This is a genomic window from Streptomyces sp. NBC_00029 (genome assembly GCF_045160505.1).
In the GTDB taxonomy this organism is placed as follows: Bacteria; Actinomycetota; Actinomycetes; order Streptomycetales; family Streptomycetaceae; genus Streptomyces.
Map to the genome: position 1 here is coordinate 2229785 of NZ_CP108292.1, position 13270 is coordinate 2243054.

At 71.7% G+C, this 13270-nt stretch carries 12 protein-coding genes, 5 tRNA genes and 2 pseudogenes; 11 read left to right on the forward strand and 8 right to left on the reverse strand.

Going from position 1 to position 13270, the window contains the following annotated elements:
- Nucleotides 1-5 precede the first annotated feature (5 nt).
- From OG753_RS10755 to OG753_RS10765, 3 genes are read right to left on the reverse strand one after another with little or no spacing between them, the layout of a single operon-like run.
- The gene (locus tag OG753_RS10755; RefSeq protein WP_405788242.1) at nucleotides 6-830 is read right to left on the reverse strand and encodes a GNAT family N-acetyltransferase; all 825 of its coding nucleotides are present in this window, start codon (nucleotides 828-830) and stop codon (nucleotides 6-8) included.
- Between the two features lie 49 nt (nucleotides 831-879).
- Entirely contained in the window at nucleotides 880-1701 is an 822-nt protein-coding gene (locus OG753_RS10760) for an aminodeoxychorismate lyase (protein ID WP_327261594.1), read from the reverse strand.
- Nucleotides 1698-2780: a chorismate-binding protein gene (locus OG753_RS10765; RefSeq protein WP_327261595.1), complete on the reverse strand. Its 1083-nt coding sequence runs from the start codon at nucleotides 2778-2780 to the stop codon at nucleotides 1698-1700. Before OG753_RS10765 ends, OG753_RS10760 begins: the two co-directional genes overlap by 4 nt.
- 180 nt (nucleotides 2781-2960) lie before the next feature.
- On the opposite strand from OG753_RS10765, the gene OG753_RS10770 reads away from it, so the two are divergent.
- The 5 genes from OG753_RS10770 (at nucleotide 2961) to OG753_RS10790 (ending at nucleotide 3427) form a co-directional block, all read left to right on the forward strand.
- Nucleotides 2961-3033 (forward strand) — tRNA-Gly (locus tag OG753_RS10770).
- 39 nt (nucleotides 3034-3072) lie between these two features.
- A tRNA-Cys gene (locus OG753_RS10775) sits at nucleotides 3073-3146 on the forward strand.
- 1 nt (nucleotide 3147) lies between these two features.
- A tRNA-Val gene (locus OG753_RS10780) sits at nucleotides 3148-3219 on the forward strand.
- Between the two features lie 19 nt (nucleotides 3220-3238).
- Nucleotides 3239-3310 (forward strand) — tRNA-Val (locus tag OG753_RS10785).
- A gap of 42 nt (nucleotides 3311-3352) precedes the next feature.
- Nucleotides 3353-3427, forward strand: a tRNA-Val gene (locus tag OG753_RS10790).
- Between the two features lie 111 nt (nucleotides 3428-3538).
- Here the strand turns inward: OG753_RS10790 and OG753_RS10795 are convergent.
- Both OG753_RS10795 and OG753_RS10800 read right to left on the reverse strand, forming a co-directional pair.
- Nucleotides 3539-4635: pseudogene (locus tag OG753_RS10795) on the reverse strand (methyltransferase domain-containing protein).
- A 226-nt stretch (nucleotides 4636-4861) separates the two neighbouring features.
- Nucleotides 4862-5491, reverse strand: a complete 630-nt coding sequence (locus tag OG753_RS10800; protein ID WP_405788244.1) for a winged helix-turn-helix transcriptional regulator — start codon at nucleotides 5489-5491, stop codon at nucleotides 4862-4864.
- A gap of 81 nt (nucleotides 5492-5572) precedes the next feature.
- Here OG753_RS10800 and OG753_RS10805 point away from each other — a divergent pair, with 81 nt between their 5' ends.
- The 5 genes and pseudogenes from OG753_RS10805 (at nucleotide 5573) to OG753_RS10825 (ending at nucleotide 8976) form a co-directional block, all read left to right on the forward strand.
- Nucleotides 5573-6325, forward strand: coding sequence for an MBL fold metallo-hydrolase (locus OG753_RS10805; protein ID WP_405788246.1), 753 nt, complete (start codon nucleotides 5573-5575; stop codon nucleotides 6323-6325).
- Nucleotides 6326-6348: 23 nt separating this feature from the next.
- The gene (locus OG753_RS10810) at nucleotides 6349-6993 is read left to right on the forward strand and encodes an NAD(P)-dependent oxidoreductase (protein WP_405788248.1); all 645 of its coding nucleotides are present in this window, start codon (nucleotides 6349-6351) and stop codon (nucleotides 6991-6993) included.
- A 3-nt stretch (nucleotides 6994-6996) separates the two neighbouring features.
- The gene (locus OG753_RS10815) at nucleotides 6997-8304 is read left to right on the forward strand and encodes a multidrug effflux MFS transporter (RefSeq protein ID WP_405788250.1); all 1308 of its coding nucleotides are present in this window, start codon (nucleotides 6997-6999) and stop codon (nucleotides 8302-8304) included.
- 36 nt (nucleotides 8305-8340) lie between these two features.
- Nucleotides 8341-8439: pseudogene (locus OG753_RS10820) on the forward strand (transcriptional regulator); the annotation flags it as partial.
- Between the two features lie 78 nt (nucleotides 8440-8517).
- On the forward strand, nucleotides 8518-8976 hold the full coding sequence (locus OG753_RS10825) for a hypothetical protein (RefSeq protein ID WP_327261601.1): 459 nt from the start codon (nucleotides 8518-8520) through the stop codon (nucleotides 8974-8976).
- A gap of 230 nt (nucleotides 8977-9206) precedes the next feature.
- Here the strand turns inward: OG753_RS10825 and OG753_RS10830 are convergent, their stop codons facing one another.
- Entirely contained in the window at nucleotides 9207-9392 is a 186-nt protein-coding gene (locus tag OG753_RS10830) for a hypothetical protein (RefSeq protein ID WP_327261602.1), read from the reverse strand.
- A 551-nt stretch (nucleotides 9393-9943) separates the two neighbouring features.
- Here OG753_RS10830 and OG753_RS10835 point away from each other — a divergent pair.
- A complete protein-coding gene (locus OG753_RS10835; RefSeq protein ID WP_405788252.1) occupies nucleotides 9944-11146 on the forward strand; it encodes a serine/threonine-protein kinase in 1203 nt (400 codons plus the stop codon).
- A gap of 9 nt (nucleotides 11147-11155) precedes the next feature.
- Here OG753_RS10835 and OG753_RS10840 read toward each other — a convergent pair whose 3' ends face one another.
- Together OG753_RS10840 and cobA are read right to left on the reverse strand one after the other, a co-directional pair.
- Entirely contained in the window at nucleotides 11156-11974 is an 819-nt protein-coding gene (locus tag OG753_RS10840) for an RNA methyltransferase (protein ID WP_327261604.1), read from the reverse strand.
- A 42-nt stretch (nucleotides 11975-12016) separates the two neighbouring features.
- The gene (gene cobA / locus OG753_RS10845; protein ID WP_327261605.1) at nucleotides 12017-13255 is read right to left on the reverse strand and encodes a uroporphyrinogen-III C-methyltransferase; all 1239 of its coding nucleotides are present in this window, start codon (nucleotides 13253-13255) and stop codon (nucleotides 12017-12019) included.
- Between the last annotated feature and the right edge of the window lie 15 nt (nucleotides 13256-13270).

The following is a 13270-nucleotide window of genomic DNA, read 5'->3' on the forward strand; positions in this document are numbered from 1 at the left end:
CGAATCTAGATCAGGTCCTTGGCGTAGTTGAAGTCGGTGGGGCGGTAGCCGAGGGACCGGTAGAGCCGCAGGGCCGGGGTGTTGCCGGTGAAGACCTGGAGCGCCAGCAGGCGGTGGCCCTCGGCCAGGGCCGCGCGTTCGGCGAGCAGCATCAGGTGGCGGCCGTGCCCGCGGCCGCGGTGCTCGGCCGCCACCTCGATGTCGTAGATGTACGAGCCCTCCCCGCGCGGCGCGAGCCACACGTGGCCGACGGGCACCCCGGCCGCCTCCAGCACGACGAAGGTGGCTCCCGGGCTCGCCAGGCCCCGGGGCAGCTGGCTCTCGTGGTCCGCGACGGACTTGGCGTGCGCGGCCTCGGCGGACATGCCGCGGCTGCTCCAGTTCGCGGCGTAGGTCTCGATGGCCCCGGCGTGCCAGACCTCGTACTCGGCATCGGTCATGGGCCTGCCGTGCACCCCCTCGGGGAGGGCGGGCGGCTCGGCGGGCAGGTCCTTGGCCATGTTCCGGCTGTACTCGGTGTACCCGAGGGCCTCGGCCATGCGCAGGCCGCCTTCCGAGTCGGCCGGAACGGAGATGCGGACCCGGCGGCAGCCCCAGCCGCGCAGCACTTCCTCGGCGGCGAGCGCGGCCACGGTGGCCCTCCCCCGCCGCCGGTCGCCCGTTTCGACGGCGAGGTCGCGGATCTCCCCGACCGTGGGCCCGAAGGGGGTGTCGGAGGCGATCAGCAGGGCGCCGACCCGCCTGCTGTTGACCCGGATCTCGTACGGGCGCGAGCGCGCGCCGTCCGCCGTCTGCTGGATCGGCCCGGACGGCCGCAGGGTGGTGGTCATCCCCCGAGTTCTACCCGTCCCGGGGCCGTCACGACAGCCCTTTCACTCCCTACGGGTCGACGTCCGCGCCCGACTTCACCTCGAAGATCCTCATCACCTCGGCCGTGACGGGTCCTGGGGCGGTGCCCAGCTCCCGGTCGTCGATCCGCAGTACCGCCTGGGCGTCGCGCAGCGAGGAGGTGAGGAAGATCTCCTCGGCCCGTTCCAGCGCCTCGAAGGGCAGGTCGGTCTCCTTGGCGCCGGCCCATTCGACGACCAGTTCCCGGGTGATGCCGGCCAGGCAGCCGGAATCCAGCGGCGGGGTGTGCAGTTCCCCGTCGAGGACGACGAAGACATTGGAGCCGGTGCCCTCGCAGAGCCGGCCGAGGGTGTTGGCGAGGAGCGCCTCGGAGGCCCCGGCCCGGTGCGCGGCGGCGAGGGCGACCACGTTCTCGGCGTAGGAGGTGGTCTTCAGCCCGGCCACGGCCGAGCGCTCGTTGCGGACCCAGGGCACGGTGACAACGGCGGTGGTGTCCGGGCGGCGGGGGGACTCCGCGGCGGCGACGATCAGGGTGGTCCCGAAGTCCCCACGGTCGGAGCCGAGCGGGGAGACTCCGCCGGTGTAGGTGACGCGCAGTCGCCCCCGCTCCACCGGGTTGGCCTCCAGTACGGCGGCGCAGGCGCGGCGGACCTCGTCGAGGTCGGGGTCGGGCAGACCCAGGCCCCGGGCCGAGCGGGTGAGGCGTTCGAGGTGGCGGGTGAGCGCGAAGGCCCGGCCGCGCTCCGCCTTCAGCGTCTCGAAGACGCCGTCGCCCACGGTCAGGCCGTGGTCGAGGACGGAGACCTTGGCGCTGTCCACCTCGGTCAGCGTTCCGTCGAGCCAGATTCTCATGGTGCGGTCCTTCCGATCGTGCCGTTCGGCTCCGGGGTACTGCTCACCTCGTGCCCCGTGGCCACCCGGAGCAGGCGGGCGGCTTTCAGTTCGGTTTCCGCCCACTCGCGGTCGGGATCGGAGCCCCAGGTGATGCCCGCGCCGGTGCCGAAGAGCAGGCGGGGGCCGCCGGGGGCGGTGCGGTCGATCCAGAAGGTGCGGATGCCGACGGCGAGCTCGGCGGTGCCCCGGTCGGCGTCGACCCAGCCGATGCCTCCGCAGTAGGGGCCTCGCGGGGCGGTCTCCAGGGCGTCGATGATCCGCAGGGCGGAGGATTTGGGTGCGCCCGTGACGGATCCGGGCGGGAAGGTGGCGGCGAGCAGCTCGGGCCAGCCCGCGCCTTCGGCGAGTTCGCCGCTGACGATGGAGACGAGGTGGACCAGGCCGGGGTGCTCCTCGACGGCGCACAGCTCGGGGACGGCGACGGAGCCCGTCGCGCAGACGCGGCCGAGGTCGTTGCGCACGAGGTCCACGATCATGACGTTCTCGGCGTGGTCCTTGGGGAGCAGGTCGTGGACGGTGCGGCCGGTGCCCTTGATGGGGCCGGACTCGATGTGCCGGCCGGTCCGGCGCAGGTACAGCTCGGGGGAGGCGGTGGCGATCTCGACTCCGTGCGCGGCCAGGCGAATCGTTCCTGCAAAGGGCGCGGGGTTGCCGCGCGCCAGGAGGGCGGTGAGCGCGTCCACGTCCGCGCGGTCGGGGTGGGGCAGCGGCGCGGACATCACCCGGCAGAGGTTGGCCTGGTAGACCTCGCCCGCGGCGATGTGCTCGCGGATGCGCCGTACGCCGGCCACGTACGCGGCACGGTCCAGCGAGGAGGTCCAGCGGTCGGCGTCGGGGCCGCGCCAGGCACCGGGGACGGGCGCGGGAACGGGCTCGCGGCGCACGTCGCCGAAGCGGGCGCAGATCAGCCGCCCCTCGAAGTCGGCGGACACCGCCCAGAAGCCGGTGGAGTCGAGAGCGGCGGGATCGCTGGTGACGTCCCGGAGATCGGTCGCGAGGAGGCCGCCGAAGCGGGCCATGGGGAGCAGGTCGTGCACGGCTGCGAGTCTATGACCGGTGACGACGCGGCGCCGGTGCGGTGACGACCGGGTGACCTGTGGTGATCGGGCGGCAGCACGCTGCGGAAACGCGTTTTTGAGCTGGCCCGGGAATCCGCTAGAGTTCAACACGTCGCCAGGGAGCGAAGGGGGAAAACCCCGGAGCGAACACGGTGACCTGCGGACGTAGCTCAGTTGGTAGAGCACCACCTTGCCAAGGTGGATGTCGCGAGTTCGAGTCTCGTCGTCCGCTCGAAGTGGGGGATCTTCCCGAGAACCCCTGCAGCTCCATGGTGGAGTGGCCGAGAGGCGAGGCAACGGCCTGCAAAGCCGTCTACACGGGTTCAAATCCCGTCTCCACCTCCAAGGACGATTAGCTCAGCGGGAGAGCGCTTCCCTGACACGGAAGAGGTCACTGGTTCAATCCCAGTATCGTCCACTGATCCGCAAGGATCCCCGCGCGATTAGCTCAGCGGGAGAGCGCTTCCCTGACACGGAAGAGGTCACTGGTTCAATCCCAGTATCGCGCACGCAGCATCTGTTCGACCTGCGGCTTTCGAGCCGTGGAGCCCGCGCGATTAGCTCAGCGGGAGAGCGCTTCCCTGACACGGAAGAGGTCACTGGTTCAATCCCAGTATCGCGCACCACCGGAAAGCCCCGATCGTCCGACGATCGGGGCTTTCGCGTTCCCCCGCACGAGTGGGCCGGCGTGCGGGAAGAGCTCGGACCATGACGGGCTCCCACGGGCCGGTGCCCATTCAAGCGATGAGCAGGCGGAGGCCGAGGTCTGCCGTGTCGAGGTGGGCGAGGTCGCTGTTGCGCTCAGCCCACCGGCCGGAGTCCAGGTCGTCGCGGAGGCTTCGCACCGCCCGCTGCTCGGCGTCCGGCCCGACCCTCGTCCACACCGACATCGCACGCCGGACGTGCTCCTCCAGATACTCCCCCGGTCTGCGCCAGTACGCCTCGAACAGGCCGTCAGTGCAGTCCCACGGGATGGGCACCGGCTCAGCGCGGGCGCCGATCGCGTCGGCCATCCCCGCAAGTGAGGGAAATTCCGCGAGGACGGTGGCGAACTCGGGCAGGTAGTCGCGGGTGAGCCAGAACCGGTCCGGCCATCCGGGCTCGTCGGTGTCGAACGTCAGCACCACCACGCGGCGGGCCACGCGCCGCATCTCGCGCAGCCCCGCTATCGGGTCCCCCCAGTGGTGAACAGTGGAGACGGCCATCGCGACGTCGAAGGAGTGGTCCTCGAACGGCAGGCTCTCCGCGGCGGCAGCCACGCACGGCGCCGAGCCGGCAGGCCGCTGACGCCGCATCACCTCCGAGGGCTCCACCGCGGTCACCTCGCGATCAGCCGGCTCGTAGGAGCCGGTGCCGGCCCCGACGTTCAGCACCGTCCGCGCGTCCCCGAGCGCGTCCCAGGATCTGCGCTGCGATCCGCGGCTCGGTACGCCGCGTCGCCGTGTAGGCGCCGCCGATCGCGTCGTACAGCCGTGCACCGAGCATCCCCAGTTGCTCCTCCGGTGTCACCTTCAGTCCCCTCGCTCGTGCCTCGAGTTCCCTGTCAATGGCCGCCATCATGGCGTCGGCGCGATCACGCCGCTCCAGCAGCAGGCCACGCAGTCGGCGCAGGTGCGCGACCGCGTCGGTGGACGAGTCGCCGACCAGTTCCGCAACCTCCGGCAACCCAAAGCCCAGCCGCCGGCAGGCCAGTACTCCCTCAGCCGCTCAACGTCACCCGCCGAGTAGGCCCATACCCACCAGGGGTCCGCGCCGACGGACGCACGAGGCCGATCTCGTCATAGTGATGCAGCGTGCGGACGCTCACGCCGGCCAGCTCGGCCACGCGCCCCACGGTCCAGTGATCTTCCACGGCACCGACTATGCAGCCTGACGTCACGTGAGGGTCAGGAGCCGCACTCATGACCCGTGAGAGCCCGACGCCCGCCGGGCCGTGATCAATCTCAGCGGACTTTCCGTACCGCAACTACGACATGCAGAGTCACACTCTGCATTGGGGTGCTCGGGAATACGCGACACCTGAACATGCGAGCTCACCAGTCCGCCAGCGCACACCCGGATCAGCGGGGCAGGATGCGCAGTACTGCCTCGCGTTCGCCGCTGAGCCGCAGGCCTTGCTGTACTGCGGTGCTCAGATCGAGGTCGCCGAGCAGGGTCGCGGCCAGCAGGTGCGGCGGTCCGGTCAGTGACGCGGTGGGGTGGTCGACCCGGCCGGCGTGTGTGTGCACCAAGCCGTCCTTGACTTCGATGACCAGGTCTTCGTTGCCGTCGGCGTGCAGTTGCAGGGCGATTGCCGGCTGGTCGGGGCGGTGGTCGGTCAGTGCCCGGGCGGGCATGTCCAGCCAGTGGGTGCGGAAGGTGTCGCTGCCGGCCGGCTCACGCAACAGCGGAATTCCCCATCGGCTCAGTTCCCGCAGCACCGGCTCCAGCTCGCGGCCACGCTCGGTGAGGGAGAACAGGGTGGTGGCCACCGGCGGCGGGGCGGCCTCGCGGTGGATCAGGCCGGCTTCCTCGAGTTCGCGGAGCCGGTCGACCAGCAGGTTGCTGGCGATCCCGGGCAGCCCGTTGCGCAGGTCGGTGTGCCGGCACGGACCCAGGGCCAGCAGTTCACGGACGATCAGCAGGGTCCATCGGTCGCCGACGGTGTCCAGTGTTTTCGCGATGCCGCAGTACTGCCCGTAGGTGCGCATGCCACCACCCTACATCGCGGTGTTGAGATTCAAAACTCTCTTGTTGACTTTCTCAACAGCGTCGGTCTAGCGTCGCTGCCCATGACCCCCACCCTTTCCGTGCGTCGGCTGGCCTGGGCCGGCGTCGAGATCCGTCTCGGCGACACCCGCCTGCTGATCGACCCGCTCGAGAACGTCGCTCCGCTGGCGCCGGTGATGGGGCCGCCGCACCGGCCGGTCGACCCGGTCGATACCCCGCCCGGCACCCACGCCCTCATCACCCACCTGCACCCCGACCACTACGACCACGACCTGATCGCCCGGATCGCGCCCACCGGCACGATCGGCTGCCACACCCCGAGCGCGGCGGCACTGCACGAGGTGGGCATCACCCCCGTCGCCCAGGACCTGGGCCAGTCACGCCGCATCGGAAAGCTGACCGTCACCCCGGTGACCTCGCTGGACTGGCGCGGCAACGACTGCGACCAGGTCGCCTGGGTCGTCGAAGGCGGCGGCCGGCGGGTCATCCACTGCGGCGACACCCAGTGGCACGGCAGCTGGTGGCAGATCGCCCGCGACCACGGCCCGTTCGACGTCGCGTTCGTCCCGGTCAACGGCGTCATCGCCCACTTCGAGGGCTACGCGGCCAACGTCCCGGCGACCATGACCCCCGAGCAGGGCGTCGAGGCCGCCGTCGCACTCGGCGCCGGCACCGTCTGCGCCATGCACTACGGCCTGTTCCACAACCCGCCGTTCTACACCGAACAACCCGACATCGAGCAGCGGTTCCAGCACGCCGCCGCCGAGCGCGGCATCACCGCGGCCCTCGTCGCCGACGGCCAGCCCGTCCTCTGACCATCAGAAACAAGGAGCAACACATGAAGATCGTCCTGTTCGGTGCCAGCGGCAACATCGGCCGGCCCGCCACCGAGGAACTACTGCGTCGCGGCCACACCGTCACCGCGGTCACCCGAGCCGGCCACCTCGACGGCCTCGAGCACAAGGCCCTGACCGTGACCACCGGTGACGTCACCGACGCCGCCGCGGTCGCCGGCCTCGTCGCCTCCCACGACGCCGTACTGTCGGCCGTCGGCCCCCGGATCGGCCAGGAGAACGACCGCGCCACGATCGTCGGCGCCGCCCGTGCGCTGATCGACGGACTCCGCCGAGCCGGCGTCACCCGCCTGGTCACCATCGGCGGTGCCGGTAGCCTGCGCACGCCGACCGGCGCCCGGGTCATGGACGACCCGGACTTCCCCGCGCTGTGGAAGGCCAATGCCGAGGCCCAGTCCGAAGCGCTCGACCTCTACCTCGGCGTGCACGACCTCGACTGGACGTACGTGTCGCCCGCTGCGGTCATCGGAGCGGGCGAGCGGACCGGTGCCTACCGCAGCGCCGGGGACACCCTGCTCACCGACGACGACGGCAACAGCCGCATCTCGTACGCCGACTACGCGATCGCCCTGGCCGACACGATCGAGAGCGGCACCGCGATCCGCCGCCGCATCACCGTGGCGTACTGAGCCATGAGCAACGACGCCGCCGGCCGGCACACCCGATTCATCGTCCTGCTCGCAGCGCTCGTGGCCCTGGGACCACTGTCCATCGACGGCTACCTGCCCGGACTGCCGGACCTCGCCGGCGACCTGCGCGCCAGCGCCGCGGCCACCCAGCTCACCATCACCGCCTGCCTGGCCGGGCTGGCCATCGGGCAGCTGATCGCCGGGCCGCTGAGCGACACCTACGGCCGGCGGCGTCCGTTGCTGGCGGGCCTCGCCCTCTACACGATCGCCAGCGCGCTCTGCGCGGTGGCGCCCGACGTCCGGACACTCATCGGCCTACGCCTGGTCCAGGGCATCGGCGGGGCGTTCGGCATCGTCATCGCCAACGCCATGGTCCGCGACCGCACCTCCGGAACCCGCACCGCACGTCTCTTCTCCGCACTGACCTTGATCACCGGCCTGGCGCCGGTGTTCGCGCCGGTCCTCGGTGGCCAGCTACTGCGCGTCACGGCCTGGCCGGGGATCTTCGTGAGCCTGGCCGTACTCGGCGCCGTGATGCTGGCGGCCTCCGCCGCAGGCCTGCCGGAGACCCGGTCCTCCGCGTCACGCCAGCCGCTGCCGGCTGTCGTCGGGCAGCTGCTCAGCGACCGGGTCTTCACCGGGTACGTCCTGGCCAACGGCCTGGTCTTCGCGGCGATGTTCGCCTACATCTCCGGCTCGCCGTTCGTCCTGCAGGAAATCCACGGCCTGTCACCGCAGCAGTACAGAGCCGTGTTCGCCGTCAACGCCGCCGGACTCATCGCAGCCGCCCAGATCAGCGGCCGGCTGGTGGCCCGGGCCGGCGCCCGCGTGCTGCTGCTCGCCGGTCTGCTGGGCGCGACAGCCGGTGGCACCACGGTCCTGGGCGCGGTGCTGACACGGGCACCCCTGCCCGTGCTCCTGATCGGCCTGTTCGTCCTGGTCTCCAGCGTGGGCCTGGTCATGCCGAACGCCACGGCCCAGGCCCTGGCCGACCACGGCGGACACGCCGGGTCGGCCGCCGCTCTGCTCGGCTTCAGCCAGTTCATGTTCGGCGGGGCACTTGCTCCGCTGGCCGGCGCGGGTGGCGCCACCGACGCCTTGCCGATGGGAATCATCGTCGCCGTGCTGCCGGCGCTCGCTCTGCTCACGCTCGGCGTCCTCACCCGGTCGCCCGGTGAGCGCACCGCAGGCCGGCTCGCCAAGGACCTGCCGGGCACCGGCGACCGCGCCGGCACATCGATCGCAGACGAGCCGGCATCCAGTGAATCGGGCGAGCGTCTGGCGAACAGGGTGATTCCGCGATCAGCGTGACAGACGTACGACGACGGTCGGGTGCAGGGACACGTGGAACGCGTCTCCGCCCGTCCGGGGCACCTGCTCGCATCCCTGCAACTGCCCGCCTTCGTGGAGGGCCGCCATTTCGACGTGCTCGCGTTGCGGCCCGTACGGAACTGGGTGGACGACCCGTACGTGACCCTCGACATCTACCCCCTTCCCCCCGACCAGAGCTGACGGGAGCCACTGATGCGCTACTTCCGCGAGTCGATGCAGAACACCATGAGCCTGTGCCAGTACAACGTGCGGGCCTTCACCCACCCCGAGATCGACGCCCTTGAGGAGTACGACGACCAAGTCACCCTTCCCGCGTACTTCGACCTGGAGACCCTGCTCGCCGACACCGACGACCCCGCCGGCGCCTTCCGCCAACGGGCCGAGGAACTGACCCGCTGGCACAACGCCCTCGCCCGGCTTCTCACCGACCCCCGGCTCAAGAACACCGGCGACAACGACCAGGAGCCCTACAGTCCCGCCGCCCGCCGCTTCCTCAAGGTCGCCGCAGGCGACTACCACCGACACCGGCACGGGTACGGGTACGCCGTCACCGTCTGGGCTCTCGGACTCCAGGCCCCAACCAACTACCCGCCGGAGACCCGGCAAAGCCGATACGCCGCTGAAGATCACACACGGTCACCAGCGGGTTAGGTTCGGCGGGGAACTGGTGACAGTTGAATACGAGAGCTCACCAGTCTCACACCCGCATGAGAACCGGGCGCATGAGAACAGGGCGCATGAAAAAGGGTGCTGCCCGTCCGACTCCCCAGTCGTACGGGCAGCACCCTTCACCTGCCGTCCGTCCGCCGCTCCCCCGTCCCCACGGGGTTCGGCAGGCCGATGTCCCGGTCCGGGCCGCTCTCCCGGACCTGGGGCGCCGCTCAGCGCCCCAGCATCACGCCCACGGACGACGCCTGTGCCGCCAGCTGATCGAAGCCTCCGAAGAGGAAGAGCAGCACTGCGGCCAGGGGGAGCACCATGGCCGCGGCCACCAGCGGGTGGCGGGTGCCGGACTCGTGGCCGTTGAACGCGAATGCCTTGCGTCCCTGCCGTGCGATGTCCGCCATGGCCCTCTCCCTGTCGTTTGGCAGCGGCGGGCTCGTGACCTCGGGGGACGAGTGCGCCACCCGCCGCTTGTCTTCAACACTAGGCGGGCGGACGGCCCCTGGCCTCATGCCCTCGTACCCATTGCCGGGCCTCCGGGAGGATGACAGGGAGTGCCCCGTGTACTCCCCTGGGTGGACACCGCCGCCCCACTGTCGGGGTCTACCCGGAGGGGATGACCGGAGGGTAGTGACTTCGCTCACTTCCGTCACTCCCTGTTGCCTCGTGTCCGCCCACCGGTCGACGGCAAGATCGACTCGGTCGGGGCAACCGTACGGGCACGCCACAGGGGGCCCGGACCTGCCGGGGAACCTCAATCCCCTTGGAACGAAGGCGGCTTGGGCATGCGACGCTTCCCGGGCGGGCACCCGGACGGCAGTACCGACGCTCTCTCAAGTGTGCTGTGCCGCACTGACAATCGAATCCCCCGGCGAGGGCGCGGCCTCTGAGCACGCATGCCGGATGGTCCGTAAGCTGTGGCACGTCAACAGGACGACCGGTCAGCGGGGTGGACATGGCGATGATGCGGCTCCGGCGCGAGGACCCGCGTGTCGTCGGCTCGTTCAGACTGCACCGGCGGCTCGGCGCCGGCGGCATGGGCGTGGTCTACCTGGGATCGGACCGGCGCGGGCAGCGCGTCGCCCTCAAGGTCATCCGGCCGGATCTGGCCGAGGACCAGGAGTTCCGCTCCCGGTTCGCCCGCGAGGTGTCCGCCGCCCGGCGGATCCGGGGCGGCTGCACCGCGCGCCTGGTGGCGGCGGACCTGGAGGCCGAGCGCCCGTGGTTCGCGACCCAGTACGTCCCCGGTCCCTCGCTGCACGACAAGGTGGCCGAGGAAGGCCCCCTGACGGCCGCACAGATCGCCGCCGTGGGCGCCGCGCTCTCCGAGGGCCTGGTCGCCGTCCACGAGGCGGGCGTCGTCCACCGCGACCTGAAGCCCTCGAACATCCTGCTGTCCCCCAAGGGTCCCCGGATCATCGACTTCGGCATCGCCTGGGCCACCGGCGCGAGCACCCTCACCCATGTGGGTACGGCCGTGGGCTCCCCCGGCTTCCTCGCACCCGAACAGGTGCGCGGCGCCGCCGTCACCCCGGCCACCGACGTCTTCGCCCTCGGCGCCACCCTGGCCTACGCGGCCACGGCCGACTCCCCCTTCGGGCACGGCAGTTCCGAGGTCATGCTGTACCGCGTGGTGCACGAGGAGCCGCACCTGCAGGGCGTACCGGACGCGCTGGCGCCCCTGGTGCGGGCCTGCCTGGCCAAGGACCCCGAGGAGCGGCCCAGCACGCTCCAGCTGTCGATGCGGCTCAAGGAGATCGCGGCCCGCGAGGCGCAGGGGCTCTCGGACGGACGCCCGCCGGCCCAGCGGGCCCAGGTCGAGCGGCCGACGGGACGGCTCCCGGAGGCCGAGCGGATCGGCGGGGCCGAGGAGTACCCGGGACGGCGTACGGGCGGCTCCACCGCGCCCCGGCCCCAGGGCGGGTCCCCGAGCGGTCCGCACTCGCGGCCCTCGTCCTCCCGCAATCCGCAGCACCCCGGCGGCCCGGCCTCCCGGCCGACCTCGGGGCGTACGGGCGGCCGTCCGGCCCCCAGGACGACGGGGACGGGACGACGGCCCTCGCGGCCGGACCCCAGGCTGATGAGGCAGCGCCTGATCGTGTTCGTCGTGGTGACGCTGATCGTCGCGCTGGGCATCGCCGCGGCCCAGAAGCTGTAGCGCCCGTTCCTACTGGGGCGCGCGGCCCTGGGCCACCGCGTAGAAGGCGACCGCGGCCGCGGCGCCCACGTTCAGCGAGTCCACGCCGTGCGCCATGGGGATCCGTACCCACTCGTCGGCGGCGACCAGCGCGGGCGTGGACAGTCCGTCGCCCTCGGCGCCGAGCATCAGCGCGACCCGCTCCAGGGACTGCGGCGCGGCCACGTCGATCGGCGTGGCCTTCTCGTGCGGGGTGAGCGCGAGCAGTTTGAAGCCCGCCTCGCGCACCGAGTCCAGGCTCTTGGGCCAGGCCTCGAGCCGGGCGTAGGGGACGGAGAACACCGCGCCCATGGAGACCTTCACCGAGCGGCGGTAGAGCGGGTCCGCGCAGTCGGGCGACAGCAGCACCGCGTCCATGCCGAGGGCGGCGGCGCTGCGGAAGATGGCCCCGATGTTGGTGTGGTCGTTGACCGCTTCCATGACGACCACGCGGCGGGTCGTGGCGAGCAGCTCCTCGGCCGTGGGCAGCGGCTTGCGCTGCATGGAGGCGAGGGCGCCGCGGTGCACGTGGTAGCCGGTGACGCGCTCGGCGAGGTCCGGGCTCACGGCGTAGACCGGTGCCGGGAGTTCGTCGATGACGTCGCGCATGACGTCGACCCACTTGGCGGAGAGCAGCATCGAGCGCATCTCGTACCCGGCGTCCTTGGCGCGTCTGATGACCTTTTCGCCCTCGGCGATGAAAAGGCCCTCGGCGGGCTCGCGCCGACGCCGGAGTTCGACGTCGGTCAGGCCCGTGTAGTCGCGCAGGCGCGGGTCGTCGGGGTCGTCGATGGTGATGAGATCAGCCACAGGGTGATACTGCCTTGTCCTGGGTGCGGTGCCAACGGCCTGTCAGGCGTTGGTGGTGGGGAGGGTGCCCGGGCCGTTCACGCGGACGACCTCGCCGATGACGATGACGGCGGGCGGACGGACCTCTTCCGCGCGCACGGTCTCACCGACCGTGGCCAGGGTGGCGTCCACCCGGCGCTGGGTGGCGGTGGTGCCCTCCTGGATGACCGCGACGGGGGTGTCCGCGGAACGGCCGTGACGCACGAGGGCCTCGGCGATCAGGCCGATCTTGTCGACGCCCATCAGGATCACCAGGGTGCCGGTGAGCTTGGCGAGCGAGGCCCAGTCCACGAGGGAGCGCGGGTCGTCGGGACCGACGTGACCGCTGACCACGGTGAACTCGTGCGCCACACCGCGGTGGGTGACCGGGATGCCGACGGCGCCGGGCACCGAGATGGAGCTGGAGATGCCGGGGACGACCGTGCAGGGGATGCCGGCCTCCGCGAGGGCCTGGAGCTCCTCCATGCCACGGCCGAAGACATACGGGTCCCCGCCCTTGAGCCGGACCACGTTCTTGCCGGCCTTGGCGTGCTCGATCAGCGCGTTGTTGATGGCCTCCTGGGCCATGAACCGGCCGTACGGGATCTTCGCGGCGTCGATGACCTCGACGTGCGGCGGAAGCTCGTCCAGCAGGTCGCGGGGGCCGAGCCGGTCGGCGATGACCACGTCGGCCTCGGCGAGGAGGCGGCGGCCGCGCACGGTGATCAGGTCCGGGTCGCCCGGGCCGCCGCCGACCAGGGCCACGCCGGGGGTGGCCCTCGTACGGTGGGCGGGAGCGGTGAGGGTGCCGTCGCGCAGGCCCTCCACGACGGCGTCGCGGACGGCCGCGGAGCGGCGGGGGTCGTTGCCGGTCAGCACGGCGACGGTGACGCCCTCGATGCGGCCGGTCGCGGGGGTCCAGGCGGTGGCGGCGGAGGCGTCGTCGGCGCGGACGCACCAGACGCGCTCGCGCTCGGCCTCGGCGGAGGCGCGCTCGTTGTCCTCACGGTTCTGGGTGGCGATCAGCGCGTACCAGGCGTCGGCGAGGTCGCCGTCCCGGTAGCGGCGGCGTTCCCAGCGGATCTCGCCGGTCTCGGCCATGGCGTCCACGGAGGGGGTGGCGGACGGCGAGATGAGCAGGACGTCGGCGCCGGCCGCGATGAGCGCGGGGAGGCGGCGCTGGGCGACCTGTCCGCCGCCGATGACGACGACGCGGCGGCCCGCGAGGCGGAGTCCTACGGGGTAGGCGGGGGTGTCGGCCATGGCGGTGCGGCTCCT

What these genes read in the sequence shown, in the direction of transcription:
- OG753_RS10755 (WP_405788242.1), bottom strand. Translation starts at nt 830, where the DNA reads ATGACCACCACCCTGCGGCCGTCCGGGCCGATCCAGCAGACGGCGGAC.
- OG753_RS10760 (WP_327261594.1), bottom strand. Translation starts at nt 1,701, where the DNA reads ATGAGAATCTGGCTCGACGGAACGCTGACCGAGGTGGACAGCGCCAAG.
- OG753_RS10800 (WP_405788244.1), bottom strand. Translation starts at nt 5,491, where the DNA reads ATGCGCACCTACGGGCAGTACTGCGGCATCGCGAAAACACTGGACACC.
- OG753_RS10805 (WP_405788246.1), top strand. Translation starts at nt 5,573, where the DNA reads ATGACCCCCACCCTTTCCGTGCGTCGGCTGGCCTGGGCCGGCGTCGAG.
- OG753_RS10810 (WP_405788248.1), top strand. Translation starts at nt 6,349, where the DNA reads ATGAAGATCGTCCTGTTCGGTGCCAGCGGCAACATCGGCCGGCCCGCC.
- OG753_RS10815 (WP_405788250.1), top strand. Translation starts at nt 6,997, where the DNA reads ATGAGCAACGACGCCGCCGGCCGGCACACCCGATTCATCGTCCTGCTC.
- OG753_RS10825 (WP_327261601.1), top strand. Translation starts at nt 8,518, where the DNA reads ATGCGCTACTTCCGCGAGTCGATGCAGAACACCATGAGCCTGTGCCAG.
- OG753_RS10830 (WP_327261602.1), bottom strand. Translation starts at nt 9,392, where the DNA reads ATGGCGGACATCGCACGGCAGGGACGCAAGGCATTCGCGTTCAACGGC.
- OG753_RS10835 (WP_405788252.1), top strand. Translation starts at nt 9,944, where the DNA reads ATGGCGATGATGCGGCTCCGGCGCGAGGACCCGCGTGTCGTCGGCTCG.
- cobA (WP_327261605.1), bottom strand. Translation starts at nt 13,255, where the DNA reads ATGGCCGACACCCCCGCCTACCCCGTAGGACTCCGCCTCGCGGGCCGC.